Below are 15,416 nucleotides of genomic sequence, written 5' to 3' on the forward strand. Positions count from 1 at the left end.
GTTGCGCAACATACACTGCACTTGCAGCGGCAATGTCGCAAGCATACAAAAAATCAATTAACCTTTACTGAATTACGCCGGAAGCACCTTTTTGAAGGGCTTGACTACTGAGTTTTCATATACACCAGCGGCGATATAGGGGTCATCAGCCGCCCATTCCCGTGCATCTTCCAAGGATGCAAATTCAGCCACCACTAATGAGCCCGTAAAGCCAGCTCCACCCGGGTCGTTACTGTCCGTCGCTGGAAGTGGTCCGGCAAGGTGTAGGCGCCCTTGGTGCTGTAATTCTTGCAAGCGTGCAAGATGTGCTGGACGCGCCTTAAGACGCTGCTCGAGCGAATTTTCCACATCGGTGGAATAAATCATGTACAACATAATAATAACCAAGTACTTGGTATCGATTACATTTATGATAGCCAGCAATGATAGGCGTTGTAAATTAATATCGTTGTTTAAATGGGACCGCGCTCACCAGCAGTCGTTAAAGCTTGAAAAGCTTTGTTTAACACTGGTAGAGTCGGGTTAAAACAATAACAAGGTTTTTCTATGAGCGAAAAACGTGAACATTTTAGCTCTCGCTTGGGCTTTATTCTTGCTGCTGCAGGCTCTGCGGTAGGTATTGGCAACCTCGTTGGGTTTCCTGTTTCCGCCACCAAAAACGGCGGTGGTGCCTTTCTTTTAGTTTATGCACTGTTTGTGGCGTTTATTTGTTTGCCGGTCATGATGGCGGAAATGGCCATGGGCCGAAAAGCGCAAAAAGACCCTTATGGTGCATACAAAACACTGTCGGATAATTCACCACGCTGGCGCGGTGCAGGGATTCTTGCGGTACTGACGCCGTTTATGATTGCAGTGTTTTACATGGTTATTACGGTGTGGATTTTCGGTTATCTGGCACAAACAGCCATGGGCAACCTCGATGCGCTTGCCGACCCCGGTAACTTTGGCCGCTTCATTAATGAATACAGTATTTTTGGCTACATGGTGGTGGTCGCCATTGTGGTTAACTTAATCCTCGTCGGTGGCGTCAAAGAGGGCATTGAAAAGGCTGCGAAGTTTTTAATGCCAGCCCTTTTTGTGCTGCTCATAGGTTTGGTTGCCTATGTGTTGACCTTGGATAATGCCATGGCGGGTGTGCGCTACTATGTTGTCCCGGATTTCTCAAAAATGAATGCAAGCGTGCTCAATGGCGCCTTATCACAAGCGTTTTTCTCGCTGTCGTTAGGGATGGGGATTTTGATGACCTACGCGTCCTACATCTCGAAGAAGGATGATATTGTCGGTGGCGCAAAGATGGTCGCCATCACCGATTCACTGGTGGCTTTTACCGCTGGCTTAATGGTGTTGCCAGCTATTTTTAGCTTTAATCCGGATACTGACCCAAGCCAACTCTCAGAGTCGTCGGTGTCGATGATATTTGTTTATTTACCGAAAATTCTTTTGGCACTGCAAACTGATATTGGTTATATGGGCGCCTCTATGGTGGCGTTTGTATTTTTCTTGTTGGTATTTTTCGCTGCCATTACGTCGTTGGTGTCGATTGTCGAGGTGCCCACAGCAACGCTTATTGAGGAAAAGGGCTACAGCCGCAAAAAAGCATTGTTAGTTCTAGCTGGCGCTATCGGCTTACTCACCATTGGCTGTACCGTATCATTTGGCATGGTCGACTGGTTGACTCAGTTCACCCACTACGGTGGTGATGATAAGAGCTTCTTTGATGTGGTTTATGACGTGTTTTATGACACCATTTTACCTCTTAACGGCTTGATGGTGTGTTTGTTTGTTATGTATCGTTGGAAGAAGGCGCGTTTGAATGATGAACTTTCGCAAGGCTGCGCTAGTTACGAAGGCTGCTTTATGCAAAAGTACGTGAATTTCTCACTATCAACCTTTATCCCAGGGATTTTGCTGCTGATTTTCATCAATACTGTGGCAACAAAGTTTTTCGCCATCAGTATTTTCGGCTTTTAATTTGCCGGTCGGGGGCTGGTTTAAATAGCCCCCGAATCTAAATAACTGCCAAGCCCCAAAGTAAACATCCACAACCCCCACAAACTATGTTCTAGTACACACACAAGTGTGGAGCGAGAGTGCGCATAGGTATAAGAAAACAACAGCCCACCGCAAAACGACAATACTATCGCAACCCAATTCCCATAAACCATGTGTGCCAAGGAAAATACGCTTGCACTTAACCAAATACGCCAAGTTTTGCTAGGAATGATGGGTTTATAGCGGTGAAAGAAATAAGTGCGAAAAATCAGCTCTTGTGGCAACACCGAGAGCAGCGGGTATAAAATCAGTAGCATCAACCAGCTCAATGGTGATTGCAGCGGGTAGCTAAACCAGTTTTCCTGATTGAGAATGCCATAGAGCACACCCGAGAATAATGCTCCGGTGAGGAAAAACGTGGCAATGCGCTTACGCACCGCTGAGAACTGCCCCATGGATGTGATGCGAAAGCGTTTAAAGTGGGGATCGGTAAGCAGAATAAAACAGCATACGGCGGTCAGGGTGATTAACGCAGGGATCAGCCAGTTATGCAAATACTCGCGCATCAGCAAGCCGGCAACCGGTAATAGGATAAAGATACAGAACAGTTCTAGCCAGCGATACTGCGCGTTATTCAATGTTTCAGCCCATTGCTACACTCAATATGTACTCAGTGTAGCAGGGCTGTACGACAGCTTTATGACTCTTCTTCAGGAAAGTAAGGGTAAAGACGCATAATTGTGGCAATAATAGCCACAAAGGTGATGCCGATAAGGCCGAACACTTTAAAGTTTACCCAAAAGTCGAGCGAGAAATTGTAGGCAACATAAATGTTGAGCACTGCAATAACGGCAAATAAAATAACCCAGAAAATGTTTAACTGCTCCCAAATCCGCTCTGGTACCGTAATCTCTTGGCCTTGTTCACCGCCTTGTTTCTCTTCTACCGACTTGAGCAACCCAGTGAGTGCCTTTTGCACTAGGTTCTTTTTGAAAAACAGCCGTGCGGCTAATAACACCAGCGCTAACAGCGCATAAATGAAGGTGGCCTTCCATTGGATAAAATGCTCATCTCGAAACAGAATGGTCATGGTTCCTAACACCAGGGCGATAGCGAAAAACACCCAATGACGCTTAGCAATATGGCCCTCTTTGAAATAGCCATAAGCAAGCTGCAGGGCACTGGTGCCGATTAATACGCCCGTTGCCCAGTAGATATCAACGAGTTTATAAACAGCGAAAAATAAAATTAGCGGAATGTATTCAATTAAAGTACTCATTCACGACGTCCATTACATCAGGTAGCAGCCGTTTTACCAGTATCTGAGAGCAAGCTCAAGCATCAGAGCGACATTGACATTTTCATTGTCGCCTTTTAGGCTGCGCGGCTTTGAGTTTTCAGTAGGTAGCACCGTGAATAAAAAGCAACTAATTGACGCCATGCATGGGCGCAGTGGATTAACTAAGCAACAATCTGCGGCAGCGTTAACATCTCTCATTGAGGCGATAACGCGGTCTTTACACGAAGGAGATGCGGTATTTATACCTAAGTTTGGTAACTTTTCGCTTAGCTATCACCCGGCGAAACGCGGTCGTAACCCGCAAACAGGAGAGGAAATAGAAATAGCAGGGCAAAATAAAGTGGCCTTTAAATGCGCCAAGGCATTAAAAGACCACATACAGCCAGGCTAACCCTTGGTCGCTTCTTTCATGGCGATAGTAAACACTTTCAGCTCTTCGCACATGGCCTCAGGGTGGTCCAAGTTGGCGGCAATAATTTTTACCACAGCTGAGCCACTGATAGCCCCGGCAGCACCACTGCTCAAGGCTTGGCTCACATCATCCGGAGTGCTGATACCAAAGCCAAGCAACGCGGGGGCAGCATGATATTCTTTTAGCTTGGCAATCATCGAGTCTGCCGGCATTTGTGCTTTGGTTTCAGTGCCGGTGACGCCTGCTCGGGAGAGCAAGTAGGTGTAACCTCGCCCGTAAGAGGCGCATTGTCGAAGGGTGTCGTCATCGGCATTGGGGGTGGCGATAAAAATCGGCTCAATGGCGGTTTCAGTGGCCGCTTGACGGAACATTTTCGACTCATGTAAGGGCACATCAGCAACCAAGATTGAGTCTACCCCAGCGTCTTTCGCTTGTTGGTAAAACTGCTGCGGTCCACGGGCTAATACCAAGTTAGAATACAGTAGTAAACCAATTGGAATATCTGCGTTATAGGCACGAATTTCGCGAATGATGTCAAAGCAATCATCGGTGCTAATGTTCGCCTCTAAGGCGCGAATATTGGCGGCCTGAATCACCGGGCCATCGGCAATTGGGTCGGAGTAGGGAATGCCCAACTCTAATGCATCGGCACCGCCATCAATCAGGCTTTTAATAATGGCAATACTTTGTGCTTTACCTGGATCGCCCAAGGTCACAAAGGGCACAAACGCGCCTTCATTGTGCTCGGCGAGGTTGGCGAAGGTGGTGGCATAACGACTCATGATATATCTCCTTTAGCAGCAAGCACTTGATGCACATGGGCCAAGTCTTTGTCACCTCGGCCGCTGAGGTTTACAACAATAATACACTCTTCACTTTGTTGCTCCGCGTACTGGAGGGCATAGGCCAGTGCGTGGCTCGACTCAAGTGCCGGTATAATGCCCTCATGGCGTGCCAGCGCCTTAAACGCATCGAGCGCCTCATCATCGGTGATCCCCACATATTGGGCGCGGCCGCTTTCATGCAGATGCGCGTGCTGAGGCCCCACTGCGGGGTAGTCTAAGCCTGCCGATACTGAGTAAGACTCTTCAATTTGGCCTTGCTCAGTTTGCATGATGTAGGTGTAAGCGCCATGCAAAATTCCTTTGCTACCACGACATAAGGTCGCGCCATGTTCACCGCTATCAAGGCCCTTACCTGCGGGTTCAACGCCGATCAGCTTGACGCTCGGCTCATCAATGAAATCGGTAAACATGCCAATGGCGTTAGAGCCGCCGCCGACACAAGCAATGACCGCATCGGGTAAACGCCCTTCGGTTTCAAGAACCTGTTGTTTGGCTTCTTCACCAATCATTTTTTGGAACTCGCGCACCACCGTTGGGAAAGGGTGTGGTCCGGCAGCGGTGCCGAGCAGATAGTGCGCCGTTTTATAATTCGCTGACCAGTCACGCAGCGCTTCGTTCACGGCGTCTTTCAAGGTGCCAGAGCCGGCGGTAACGGGTATCACTTCAGCGCCCATCAAGCGCATACGAAATACATTAGGCTGCTGGCGCTCGACGTCTTTAGCGCCCATATAAATGCGGCACTTTAAACCCAACAGCGCACAGGCTAAAGCCGTAGCCACACCGTGCTGACCAGCGCCGGTCTCGGCGATGACTTCCTCTTTGCCCATGCGTTTGGTGAGCAACGCCTGGCCCAACACTTGGTTGGTTTTATGGGCGCCACCGTGAAGTAAATCCTCACGCTTAAGGTACAGTTTGACCTTGGGGTTTTTCACCAAGTTACGGGTTAATGTTAAAGGTGTCGGACGGCCGGCATATTCATTGAGCAAAGAGTGAAACTCTTTTTCAAAAAGCGGGTCGTGTTGTGATTTATTAAACTCGGCTTCTAGCTGTTTAAGCGCCGGCACCAAAAGCTCCGGCACAAACATGCCGCCAAAATCGCCAAAATAGGCTGAATTACTCATAACCACCTCAATAATTCCGAATTGCCGCAAAGGCAGCATTAATTTTCTGTGTACATTTTTTACCGGGTGCGCTTTCTACGCCGGAATTAATATCCAGCCCGGTTGCGTTGTGTGCTAAAGCGTCAGCAATATTGCCAGGGGTCAAGCCGCCTGCCAGCATGAAAGGGGACTCAGCCTGCGCCAGCAGTTGCCAGTTAAATTGCTCACCGGTACCACCTTTCGCTTGTTTGCTATACGTGTCATAGAGAATACGGTCGACGCCCGCGAGCGCTTTAGGCAGCTGCGCAGCCACCGCTTGGGCTTTCCAAATTTGGCACGATAACGGCAGCGCTTGGCGTAACGACTGAATATAACGCTCATCCTCCACTCCATGCAGCTGCACGGCGGCCAGTTTTAATCGCGTGGCATAGTCGCTGACTTGCGTAATCGGTGCGTCAACGAAAACCCCTACGTAATGCAGCGGCGCACTATCAACAATGGCCTTAGCGCAATCAATGTCAACATAGCGGGGTGAGCCTGGGTAGAAAATCAGGCCACCATAATAGGCACCAGCTTGATATACCGCTTGTGCGTCTTGTGAGCGCGTTAGACCACAGACTTTATGCTCGCCAAAAATTAAGGCGCGACAAGCGCTTTCAATATCTGCTTGGGCCATAATAGAACTGCCAACCAGAAACCCGTCACACAAGGGGCTTAAGCGCTGCACGTCTTGATGGCTGTAAATGCCCGACTCAGAAATCACCACTTTATCACTGGGGATCAATTGGCGAAGCCGTTCAGTGGTCGCCAAATCGGTCGATAAGTCGCGTAAGTCACGGTTATTGATACCGATGATCTCGGCGTTCAACGCCAGCGCCCGAGTTACTTCCTGCTCATTACTCACCTCAGTTAATACATCCATATTCAGTGACTTAGCCAGTTTGCTAAGCGCCGTGTAGGTGTCGTCATCAAGCACTGAGAGCATCAATAAAATAGCATCACCGCCGTGTAAACGAGCCAAATAAACTTGATAAGGGTCGATAAAGAAATCTTTGCAAATCAGTGGCTGGCTGACTTTTTGTCGTACCTGGGTTAAGTAGTCAAAATGGCCTTGAAAGTACTTTTCGTCGGTCAGCACACTAATACAGCTGGCGTACTTTTTATAGACGGCAGTGATTTCATCTAGGTTAAATACATCGCGAATAAGCCCTTTTGAGGGCGATGCCTTTTTGCATTCCAGAATAAAGCTCGTTGGGCTCTGTTTCAGGGCACGATAAAAATCACGGTCGCTCGCAGTGATGTCGTCAATAAAGCTCGCTAACGGTTGCGTGCGTTGACGCTGCGCTACCTCATGGCGTTTATCGGCAACAATTTTTTCTAATACATTAGCCATGACTGACCTCAATGATGGTATCAAGCGTGCGTTGTGCTTGCTGGGATTGTAAAACGTCTTGAACCTGCGCGCTGGCCTCTTTGAAATTAGCCGCTTTGCCGGTCAATACTAATAACGCTGCGACATTGATCACCACCGCACTGGTGTGCGCCGGCTCTCCTTGGCCGCTTAAAATCGCCCGCGTGGCATTGGCGTTGTAGTCTGGCCCTTGACCACTGAGTTGCGCAAGTGAATAGTTTGCAAGTCCGAAGTCACTGGGGTTTAAGGTGTACTCATGCAGTTGCCCTTGGTTGAGTTCAACCACTTGAGTCTCACCGTGTAAGGCGATTTCATCGGTGCCGGCACCATGGACAACCATCGCCCGTTTGCACCCTAAGGTCTGCAGGGTCTTTGCCATAGGTAAGCATAAGGCAGGGTCGTACACCCCGAGTAATTGATAATCCGGTGCTGCCGGGTTAGCAAGCGGCCCGAGAATATTAAATAGGGTTCGTGTTTTAAGGGTGGTACGCACCGCCATCGCGTGCTTGACCCCTTGGTGGTAAAGCGGAGCGAACAAAAACGCAAAGCCGGTTTGCTCTAGCATCGCGGCGGCTTGCTCTGGGCTCATGTCGATATTGATCCCCAGGCTTTGTAACAAATCAGACGACCCTGAGTTACTCGATACACTGCGGTTACCATGTTTAACCATATTAATTCCACAGGCGGCGGCTACAAGCGCTGCCGTGGTGCTGATATTAATAGTGTTGGCACCATCACCACCGGTGCCACAGGCATCGACCAAGTGTTGCGCCGAGGTGTTAAAGGGCAGGGCATTGGCGCGCATAGCGGCGGCGGCCCCGGCAATCTCGTCGGCGCATTCACCCTTAATTTTCAGCGCGGTAAGCATGGCCGACAGGGTGATATCATCAATATCGCCGCGCATTACGCTATCGAACAGTTGCTGTGACTCTGCAAAGGTTAAGTCCTGCTGCTGATACAGCTTATTCATTACATCCATGAGCTACCCCTGTGCTGTTAAATATTCAAGGCTTTGCTGCAATAGTTGCGCACCATGAGGAGTTAGAATCGACTCTGGGTGAAACTGATAGCCAAGCACCTTATCTTGATGCTGACACACAGCCATCGGCATGCCCTGATAATGCGCGATAATCGCTAATTGCTCGCTTACCTTGGTAGCCACTAAGGAATGGTAACGGGCCACCACGAGGTGCTCGCCAAAACCATTAAAAGCGGGGTGGGGCATTAGGCTAATGGTGGATGATTTACCATGCACCGTTTGCTGGGCATGGCCAATTTCACCCCCATACGCCTGCGTTAATGCTTGTTGCCCGAGACAAATCCCAAGCATTGGGAAGCGTCCCCGACACAGGTCAATGAGCGCCATTAAACATCCCGCGCTGTCGGGCGCGCCGGGTCCGGGGGACAGCACGAGCACCACCGGCTGTGTTTCTGCGCACATGCGCTCGAATATGACTTCCGCCGCCACGGTATTGCGATACACCACCAACTCTTGGCGCAACTGCGCAAATTCATCCACCAAGTTATAACTGAAAGAGTCTTCGTTATCTAAGAAGTAAATCTTATAATTCATGCGTTTGTTGCTCCTTGGCTGGTGGCGATAGCGCGCAGTACGGCGCCGGCTTTAGCGCGGGTTTCATCGGCTTCACTTTGCGGGTCTGAGTCATAAACCACCCCAGCACCGGCTTGCACATGGGCCAGGCCATCTTTGACAAAAGCACTGCGGATAACAATGCAAGAGTCCATGGCTCCCTCACCAGTGAGGTAGCCGACGGCACCGCCATAGCTGCCTCGGCGTTTCTTTTCTACTTCACGAATTAAGCGCGCAGCGCTGACCTTGGGGGCGCCAACCAAAGTACCCATATTCATACAGGCAGAGTAAGCGTGCAGCGCATCAAGGTCCTCTTTTAACTGTCCCACCACTCGCGAAACAAGGTGCATGACATGGGAATATCTATCGACCTTGAGTAGCTCTTTGACGTGACGCGTGCCGGCCTGGCTGATACGAGCGACGTCGTTACGCGCTAAATCGACAAGCATGATGTGCTCGGCGCGCTCTTTGCCATCATTGCGCAAATCGAGCTCGATGCGCGAATCGAGGTCTAAATTTAAACGTCCATCGGCATGCTTACCACGCGGGCGCGTGCCCGCTATCGGATACACCTCAACTTGATTGCTCTGGGCGCAGTATTTTAAGGCCGATTCAGGCGAGGCGCCGAACAGCGTAAAATCTTGGTCGCGCAAATAGAACATATAGGGGCTGGGGTTCTGTGTTTTCAGCTGGGCATAGGCCGCTAATGGCCGTTGGCAAGGCAAGGTAAAGGTGCGTGAAGGCACCACCTGAAAAATATCACCGTCGATAATATGTTGCTTTAGTTGGCTAACTTGCGCCTTGAAGTCTTCGTCACTGATATCGACACTGGCTTGTACAGGCTGCGCCGTGGCCTGTGGGGGCGGTAGTACCTCAACGTCATCACAGAGGGTGTTTAAGCGTTCGACTTTTTGTCCCACCTCAAAGCAATTGGCATGCACTTGCGGGCCATTGAACACGTTACCGATAATTTCCGTGCTCTGTGCTTGGTGATCAACCACCACTAGGGTTTCAGCAAGGTAGAAAACATAGTCTGGGCAGCTGTTATCTTTTGCCTCGACGGCGGGCAGTTGCTCAACATTCGCGACCATGTCGTAGCCCATTACGCCGCCTAAGAAAATGGCAAACGGATTGTCAGAGTTGTTGCTGATGCGATTAATGCACTGACGTAGGGTATCAAAGGCGTTGGCCGCTTTGAGCTTAGCATGCTCATCTAAATCGCTGGCCACGGGCGGGTAGCTGATTTGCAAGGTGGTGTTATCGAGTGTGGTGGTGCCGGCATCGATGTGGCGCTGCAAATAAGGCAGCAGTTGCGCACCGTTATTGGATAGCGCGACGACACTGACCTCGCTGCCGTTACACTCTATGCGCAATGCGCTATCAACTAATACGATACTTTTTAAATTGGCTTTGGAGTCTATTTCTGCGGACTCCAGTAACAGGCTATTATCGGTATCGAGCTTGGCGAACAGGCTCAGCGCAGAGGGGATGTAGTCTCGCCGCTGGCTAATGCTGGTCACCTGACCGGGCTCGGTCGAGATGTGGCTAAAAATCATAAAAAGTCCTCATTCCCAAAATGTATTGCCATCGGTTTTATTGCTGCTAGCAATGATGATGGCCTAAAAACAAAAAAACCCGCATACTTCGAAAAGCTGCGGGTTGCAATTATGCTCAGCCGTAACAAGGCCCACCCGCTATCTCGAGTGCCACCACCAAATTACTGTTACGAACTGCGTTAAAATCATGTTACTTACCTTTGTTTAGATACAAAAAAACCCGCTTGCTGCGGGTTTTGTTAATCAGGCAGTACTCACTGCGCACGACTAATTCCACCCGCGTTTACGAGCGCCACCACCATGTCATATGTGTGTTATTAGCCTGTGACTGCATGAGCTTGATAATCCTAATTAATTGATGGCTGTTAGTTAAACCTAGCTGAGCATCAGTGTCAACCATTTTATAAATAAAAAGTTATTGCCGCGCTGCGGGGTGAAAAATGATAAGCTAATGGCATTATTGATAGCTGTTAAGAGGGCTGTGTGCTTAAGTACGATTTACATTGCCACAGTAATTTTTCCGACGGGACTTTAAGTGTTGATGAGCTGGTATCGAGAGCCGCCGACAAGGGGGTTGATGTACTCGCGCTCACCGATCACGATACCATTGCTGGTATCGCTCCAGCGCGCGCCGCGATTGCTGCACAGGCGCTCGACCTGGAATTGGTCGCCGGAGTAGAAATATCCACGCGCTGGCACAGCTTTGAAATTCATATTGTTGGCTTGCAGGTTGACACCCAGGCTCCGGAGTTGACAGCATTGTTGGCTGAACAGCAGCAAAAGCGCAGTGAACGAGCGATAAAAATAGGCGAACGTCTGCAAAAGGCAGGGTTTGAAAACACCTATGAACAAGCCTGTGAGCTGGCCGCTGAGGCGCAAGTAACGCGTGCCCATTTTGCCCGGGTGTTAATGGCGCAAGGCGCAGCGAAGACCTTTCAAGGCATCTTCAAAAAATACCTCAGTCGCGGCAACACCGGGTATGTACCAAGTACGTGGTGTGACATGCACACCGCCACTAAGGCCATTGCCGCAGCGGGCGGGCAAAGTGTGCTCGCGCATCCGGCTCGATACAAAATGTCGAATAAGTGGCTGCGTAAGTTAGTAAACGAATTCGCCACGCTCGGTGGCGATGCAATGGAAGTGGCCCAAACCCAACAAGCGCCTTGTGAAAGGCAGTTTTTAGGGCAGCTTGCGCGTGAGCATGGGCTGCTGTGCTCGCAAGGTTCTGATTTCCATTTTCCTTTACCTTACATAGAATTAGGAAAGAACCTATACTTACCTAAAGACTGTGAAGGCGTATGGCAGCGTTGGCAGTAGTCGTTATCACAAAGCAAGGATAAACATGAGTCAATTTTTTCATATTCACCCGCAAAACCCGCAGCCACGGCTGATCCAACAAGCGGTGGATATTGTGCGCAAAGGCGGCGTAATGGTCTATCCCACTGATTCTGGGTATGCCATAGGGTGCCAACTAGGGGAAAAGGCCGCGCAAGAGCGGATCACCCGAATTCGGGGTATCGAAAAGCACCATAATTTTACTTTGATGTGTCGCGATTTATCAGAGCTTGCGACCTATGCGCGCGTTGATAACCAGATGTTTCGGTTGATCAAGAATAATACCCCAGGCCCTTATACCTTTATTTTCAAAGGCACTAAGGAAGTACCACGACGAGTATTAAACGATAAAAAGAAAACCATTGGTATTCGGGTCACCGATCATCCTATTAGTAAGGCGTTGCTTGAAGAGCTTGGCGCACCCTTAATGTCGTGTTCATTGATTTTGCCTGGCGCTGAATTCACCGAGTCAGACCCCGATGAAATTCGCGATCGTTTAGAGAAGCACGTCGATGTGATCATCCATGGTGGTTTTTTGAGTGAACAGGCCACTACTGTGGTGGATTTGTCCGATGACGCAGTGGAGATTTTGCGTGTCGGTTGTGGTGATCCCAGTCCCTTTAAATAATGACCCAAGATACTTTGGTAGAGCAGCAAAAGCTGCCGCTGGCGTTTATTCGCGGCGAGGCCGTGGTTGAAAAGCCAGAAGATTTATATATTCCACCGGATGCCCTAGAAGTCGTACTCGAGACTTTTGAAGGGCCTTTGGACTTGCTGCTTTATCTTATCAAAAAGCACAAACTCGATGTCCTCGAGCTGTCTATTTTTAGCATCACCGAGCAATATATGCGCTATGTGGAAATGATGCGTGAGTTTCAATTGGAGCTCGCCGGTGAGTATTTGGTGATGGCGGCGCTATTGGCGCAGATAAAATCACGTTTACTGTTACCTGTGCACGAAGAGCTCGGTGAGGAAGAGGAAGACCCTCGTGCCGAGCTGGTCAGACGGTTGCAAGAATACGAGCAGTTTAAAAAGGCGGCGGAGCAGCTCGATGAATTGCCGCGCATGGAGCGCGATATTTTTACCGCTCATGCGTTAGTTGAAGAAGCGGCTATGCCTGAACCTTTATTTCCCGAAGTAGCACTGGAAGAATTAATGTTGGCATTGAGTGATGTTATGGCCCGAGCCAAAACCTTTGAGCATCATCATATCACCCCAGAGCAGCTATCGACCCGGGCACGCATGAGCGCTATTTTAGCGCAATTACAAAACCACTCCGGTTATGTTGATTTTGCCTTGCTATTTACCCCACAAGAAGGGCGCGCCGGTGTGGTGGTGACCTTTATAGCCATATTAGAGCTCACCAAAGAAGGGCTTATTCATTGCCAACAAGCTAATAGCGAAAGTGCCATACATGTGCGTTTAAAAGAGCATGCTGCAGCGTGATTTGCATTGCCTTATGGTGTAGCTCTGCCATAATAGCGCCCGCGATGGAGGTCTGAGCATGAGCACGCGACGCATTAGTGACGAGCAGCTTATAGAGTTGCTAGAGGCGGCAATTTTCGTTGCCCCTAAACCGCTGACAAAAAAACAACTCAAAGAAACTGTACTCAGTGATATTAATGTGTCTTCTAAGCGCGTTAATGAAGCTTTAGAGGCCATCAGCGCGCATTATCAAACCCGAGGGATCCGCTTAGTGCACGTTGGCTCAGGCTATCGCTTTCAAGCGTGCAGCAGCTTAAGCCCTTGGCTCAGCAAGCTATTCCAAGAACGCGCACCGAAATATTCAAGGGCGTTAATGGAAACCCTGTCACTGATAGCCTATCGTCAACCGATAACCCGAGGCGAAATTGAGCAAGTGCGTGGTGTGACTGTTGCTAGCAATATTATGAAAACATTGCAGGAGCGCGGTTGGGTGAAGGTGATTGGCCATAAGGAAGTCCCTGGTCGCCCCGCGTTATATGCGACGACGAATGAGTTTTTAGATTATTTTTCGTTATCTGGCTTAGAGCAATTACCGCCGCTCCCTGAGCAGCAACAAAGCCAGATAGACAAGTTATTACACGATCCTTCTGTGAGAGAACCATCTGAATGAGTGAAAAGTTACAAAAAGTCCTAGCCAGAGCCGGTGTCGGCTCCCGTCGCGAGATGGAAAAGTACATCGAAGCTAACCGCGTGAGTGTTGATGGCAAAGTGGCGCGCTTAGGCGATCGCGTTGAGCCCAATCAAACCATTCGTGTTGATGGCCACATTGTTAAAGTTGAAGAGCCACAAGAGCGAGTATGTCGGGTATTAATGTACCACAAACCTGAAGGTGAGCTGTGCACTCGTAAAGACCCTGAAGGGCGTCGTACAGTATTTGACAGACTACCGCGAATTGAAGGCGACCGCTGGATTGCCATTGGCCGTTTAGATATTAACACCTCAGGTTTGCTGCTATTTACTAATGATGGAGAGCTCGCCAATAGGGTGATGCACCCGAGCTACGAAATTGAGCGTGAATACTCGGTGCGCGTATTTGGTGATGTAACCAAAGAAGCTGTTCGCAACCTCACCAAAGGCGTGGAGCTCGATGATGGGCCGGCACGTTTTCACAGTGTTAAGCCTATGGGCGGTGAGGGCATCAATAAATGGTTTAACGTTACATTGAGCGAGGGACGAAATCGTGAGGTACGTCGTATGTGGCAATCTCAAGGGGTGGAAGTATCGCGCCTGATCCGCGTACGTTATGGCGAGCTGGAGCTCAATAAGCGCTTACCACAAGGTGGCTGGGAAGAACTTGAACTCAGTAAAGTGAATTACCTGCGTAAGACCGTTAAGTTAAAGCCTGAAACACAAACTAAGTTATCGGTTGACCCTATCAAGCGAAAAGACAAACGCGCTAAAGTGAACCGCATAAGAAAGGCTGTTAAAAAGCACAATCAGCGCGTGCAACAACAAAAGAAACGCCGTTAATTCAGACACAAAAAACGCCGCAATCAACGCGGCGTTTTTTACCTCTATGATGTGCTAATTATTTCTTTTTAATTTGCGCATCCAACGACTGACCATTAACGTCACTAGAGTCATCACTCATTAAATAAAGGTACGTGGGCATCAAGTCTTCAGGCGTTGCTAGCTTGTCTTTGTCTTCTCCCGGGTAAGCACTGGCACGCATACTCGTGCGGGTGGCGCCTGGGTTAATACAATTGATGCGAATATTGGTTTTATCGACTTCTTTCGACCACGTCTGCATCATGCCTTCGGTGGCAAATTTAGAAATAGCATAAGCCCCCCAAAATTCGCGGCCTTCGCGGCCAACGCCCGACGACGTAAACACAACCGATGCATTGTTTGATTTCTTTAACACAGGAAACAACGCTTTGGTCAGCATTGCTTGCGCAGTGACATTGACCTTCATGATGTTCTCGAAAGTGGATGTACAGAAATGTTCCATTGGGCCTAATGCACCCAGGATACCCGCATTGTTTAATAAGCCATCGAGCTTACCAAATTGCTGATCAATAGTGGCGGCCAGGTCACGGTAATTTTGCTGCGTGGCGCCTTTTAAATCTAATGGAACAATCGCTGGTTGTGGGCCACCTGCAGCGACGATTTCATCGTAAACTGCTTCGAGTTTTTTAGTTGTTTTACCTAATAAAATTACTGTAGCACCGTATTTGGCATAGGTTAACGCGGCAACCCGGCCGATGCCGTCGCCAGCCCCAGTAATTAATATGACTTTTTCATCTAATGCATTTGCACTTGCTTGGTAGTTTTGCATAAGCTGCACCTAGAGCATGATCTTTTTAAGAATTTTACCATACTCAAATAACAAGTAATCGATTTAATTACAAAATTAAGTGGCGAAAGGCATAGGTTTACGTTAAGTTAA

General features: G+C 49.1%; 17 protein-coding genes. 7 read left to right on the plus strand and 10 right to left on the minus strand.

Annotated features, from left to right (window positions below; all coding sequences use genetic code 11):
• Nucleotides 1–72: 72 nt before the first annotated feature.
• A complete protein-coding gene (locus EXT46_RS12485; RefSeq protein ID WP_026110949.1) occupies nucleotides 73–375 on the minus strand; it encodes a YciI family protein in 303 nt (100 codons plus the stop codon).
• A gap of 171 nt (nucleotides 376–546) precedes the next feature.
• On the opposite strand from EXT46_RS12485, the gene EXT46_RS12490 reads away from it, so the two are divergent.
• Nucleotides 547–1,971 (plus strand): sodium-dependent transporter, encoded by a 1,425-nt coding sequence (locus tag EXT46_RS12490; protein ID WP_130147619.1) that lies wholly within the window; start codon nucleotides 547–549, stop codon nucleotides 1,969–1,971.
• A gap of 20 nt (nucleotides 1,972–1,991) precedes the next feature.
• On the opposite strand, the gene EXT46_RS12495 is transcribed toward EXT46_RS12490, so the two are convergent.
• Together EXT46_RS12495 and EXT46_RS12500 are read right to left on the minus strand one after the other, a co-directional pair.
• Nucleotides 1,992–2,630, minus strand: a complete 639-nt coding sequence (locus EXT46_RS12495; protein WP_130147621.1) for a CPBP family intramembrane glutamic endopeptidase — start codon at nucleotides 2,628–2,630, stop codon at nucleotides 1,992–1,994.
• A 59-nt stretch (nucleotides 2,631–2,689) separates the two neighbouring features.
• Complete coding sequence (locus EXT46_RS12500) at nucleotides 2,690–3,271, minus strand: inner membrane-spanning protein YciB (protein WP_130147623.1); 582 nt, start codon at nucleotides 3,269–3,271, stop codon at nucleotides 2,690–2,692.
• Nucleotides 3,272–3,404: 133 nt separating this feature from the next.
• Here EXT46_RS12500 and EXT46_RS12505 point away from each other — a divergent pair, with 133 nt between their 5' ends.
• Nucleotides 3,405–3,683 carry an HU family DNA-binding protein gene (locus EXT46_RS12505; protein WP_022943797.1) on the plus strand — a complete coding sequence of 93 codons (279 nt, stop codon included), beginning with the start codon at nucleotides 3,405–3,407 and terminating at the stop codon, nucleotides 3,681–3,683.
• Here EXT46_RS12505 and trpA read toward each other — a convergent pair.
• The 6 genes from trpA to EXT46_RS12535 are packed head-to-tail and all read right to left on the minus strand — an operon-like array spanning nucleotide 3,680 to nucleotide 10,207.
• Nucleotides 3,680–4,486: a tryptophan synthase subunit alpha gene (gene trpA, locus EXT46_RS12510; RefSeq protein WP_045978399.1), complete on the minus strand. Its 807-nt coding sequence runs from the start codon at nucleotides 4,484–4,486 to the stop codon at nucleotides 3,680–3,682. The two genes, EXT46_RS12505 and trpA, sit on opposite strands and share 4 nt — an antisense overlap.
• The gene (gene trpB, locus EXT46_RS12515) at nucleotides 4,483–5,670 is read right to left on the minus strand and encodes a tryptophan synthase subunit beta (RefSeq protein WP_045978473.1); all 1,188 of its coding nucleotides are present in this window, start codon (nucleotides 5,668–5,670) and stop codon (nucleotides 4,483–4,485) included. Before trpB ends, trpA begins: the two co-directional genes overlap by 4 nt.
• Nucleotides 5,671–5,677: 7 nt before the next feature.
• The gene (gene trpCF, locus EXT46_RS12520) at nucleotides 5,678–7,042 is read right to left on the minus strand and encodes a bifunctional indole-3-glycerol-phosphate synthase TrpC/phosphoribosylanthranilate isomerase TrpF (RefSeq protein ID WP_130147625.1); all 1,365 of its coding nucleotides are present in this window, start codon (nucleotides 7,040–7,042) and stop codon (nucleotides 5,678–5,680) included.
• Nucleotides 7,035–8,039 (minus strand): anthranilate phosphoribosyltransferase, encoded by a 1,005-nt coding sequence (gene trpD, locus EXT46_RS12525; RefSeq protein ID WP_053910392.1) that lies wholly within the window; start codon nucleotides 8,037–8,039, stop codon nucleotides 7,035–7,037. The genes trpCF and trpD overlap by 8 nt, the downstream gene beginning before the upstream one ends.
• Nucleotides 8,040–8,042: 3 nt before the next feature.
• Nucleotides 8,043–8,633: an aminodeoxychorismate/anthranilate synthase component II gene (locus EXT46_RS12530; RefSeq protein WP_130147627.1), complete on the minus strand. Its 591-nt coding sequence runs from the start codon at nucleotides 8,631–8,633 to the stop codon at nucleotides 8,043–8,045.
• A complete protein-coding gene (locus tag EXT46_RS12535) occupies nucleotides 8,630–10,207 on the minus strand; it encodes an anthranilate synthase component 1 (RefSeq protein ID WP_130147629.1) in 1,578 nt (525 codons plus the stop codon). Before EXT46_RS12535 ends, EXT46_RS12530 begins: the two co-directional genes overlap by 4 nt.
• 483 nt (nucleotides 10,208–10,690) lie before the next feature.
• On the opposite strand from EXT46_RS12535, the gene EXT46_RS12540 reads away from it, so the two are divergent.
• The 5 genes from EXT46_RS12540 to rluB are packed head-to-tail and all read left to right on the plus strand — an operon-like array spanning nucleotide 10,691 to nucleotide 14,497.
• Nucleotides 10,691–11,524: a PHP domain-containing protein gene (locus EXT46_RS12540; RefSeq protein WP_130147631.1), complete on the plus strand. Its 834-nt coding sequence runs from the start codon at nucleotides 10,691–10,693 to the stop codon at nucleotides 11,522–11,524.
• Between the two features lie 25 nt (nucleotides 11,525–11,549).
• Nucleotides 11,550–12,170: an L-threonylcarbamoyladenylate synthase gene (locus tag EXT46_RS12545; protein ID WP_022943563.1), complete on the plus strand. Its 621-nt coding sequence runs from the start codon at nucleotides 11,550–11,552 to the stop codon at nucleotides 12,168–12,170.
• Nucleotides 12,170–12,988, plus strand: a complete 819-nt coding sequence (locus EXT46_RS12550) for a ScpA family protein (protein ID WP_130147633.1) — start codon at nucleotides 12,170–12,172, stop codon at nucleotides 12,986–12,988. The genes EXT46_RS12545 and EXT46_RS12550 overlap by 1 nt, the downstream gene beginning before the upstream one ends.
• A 58-nt stretch (nucleotides 12,989–13,046) precedes the next feature.
• Nucleotides 13,047–13,637, plus strand: coding sequence for an SMC-Scp complex subunit ScpB (scpB, locus tag EXT46_RS12555; RefSeq protein ID WP_022943561.1), 591 nt, complete (start codon nucleotides 13,047–13,049; stop codon nucleotides 13,635–13,637).
• Entirely contained in the window at nucleotides 13,634–14,497 is an 864-nt protein-coding gene (gene rluB / locus EXT46_RS12560; protein WP_045978392.1) for a 23S rRNA pseudouridine(2605) synthase RluB, read from the plus strand. The genes scpB and rluB overlap by 4 nt, the downstream gene beginning before the upstream one ends.
• A 58-nt stretch (nucleotides 14,498–14,555) precedes the next feature.
• Here the strand turns inward: rluB and EXT46_RS12565 are convergent, their stop codons facing one another.
• Nucleotides 14,556–15,305 carry a YciK family oxidoreductase gene (locus tag EXT46_RS12565; protein ID WP_022943559.1) on the minus strand — a complete coding sequence of 250 codons (750 nt, stop codon included), beginning with the start codon at nucleotides 15,303–15,305 and terminating at the stop codon, nucleotides 14,556–14,558.
• Nucleotides 15,306–15,416 lie beyond the last annotated feature (111 nt).

Origin of the sequence: Pseudoalteromonas sp. CO325X (assembly GCF_004208955.1) — a bacterium.
GTDB lineage: Bacteria > Pseudomonadota > Gammaproteobacteria > Enterobacterales > Alteromonadaceae > Pseudoalteromonas > Pseudoalteromonas ruthenica.

Coding starts and splice junctions, on each gene's coding strand:
- EXT46_RS12485 (WP_026110949.1), bottom strand. CDS start 375: ATGTTGTACATGATTTATTCCACCGATGTGGAAAATTCGCTCGAGCAG.
- EXT46_RS12490 (WP_130147619.1), top strand. CDS start 547: ATGAGCGAAAAACGTGAACATTTTAGCTCTCGCTTGGGCTTTATTCTT.
- EXT46_RS12500 (WP_130147623.1), bottom strand. CDS start 3,271: ATGAGTACTTTAATTGAATACATTCCGCTAATTTTATTTTTCGCTGTT.
- trpA (WP_045978399.1), bottom strand. CDS start 4,486: ATGAGTCGTTATGCCACCACCTTCGCCAACCTCGCCGAGCACAATGAA.
- trpB (WP_045978473.1), bottom strand. CDS start 5,670: ATGAGTAATTCAGCCTATTTTGGCGATTTTGGCGGCATGTTTGTGCCG.
- trpCF (WP_130147625.1), bottom strand. CDS start 7,042: ATGGCTAATGTATTAGAAAAAATTGTTGCCGATAAACGCCATGAGGTA.
- trpD (WP_053910392.1), bottom strand. CDS start 8,039: ATGGATGTAATGAATAAGCTGTATCAGCAGCAGGACTTAACCTTTGCA.
- EXT46_RS12530 (WP_130147627.1), bottom strand. CDS start 8,633: ATGAATTATAAGATTTACTTCTTAGATAACGAAGACTCTTTCAGTTAT.
- EXT46_RS12535 (WP_130147629.1), bottom strand. CDS start 10,207: ATGATTTTTAGCCACATCTCGACCGAGCCCGGTCAGGTGACCAGCATT.
- EXT46_RS12545 (WP_022943563.1), top strand. CDS start 11,550: ATGAGTCAATTTTTTCATATTCACCCGCAAAACCCGCAGCCACGGCTG.
- EXT46_RS12550 (WP_130147633.1), top strand. CDS start 12,170: ATGACCCAAGATACTTTGGTAGAGCAGCAAAAGCTGCCGCTGGCGTTT.
- scpB (WP_022943561.1), top strand. CDS start 13,047: ATGAGCACGCGACGCATTAGTGACGAGCAGCTTATAGAGTTGCTAGAG.
- rluB (WP_045978392.1), top strand. CDS start 13,634: ATGAGTGAAAAGTTACAAAAAGTCCTAGCCAGAGCCGGTGTCGGCTCC.
- EXT46_RS12565 (WP_022943559.1), bottom strand. CDS start 15,305: ATGCAAAACTACCAAGCAAGTGCAAATGCATTAGATGAAAAAGTCATA.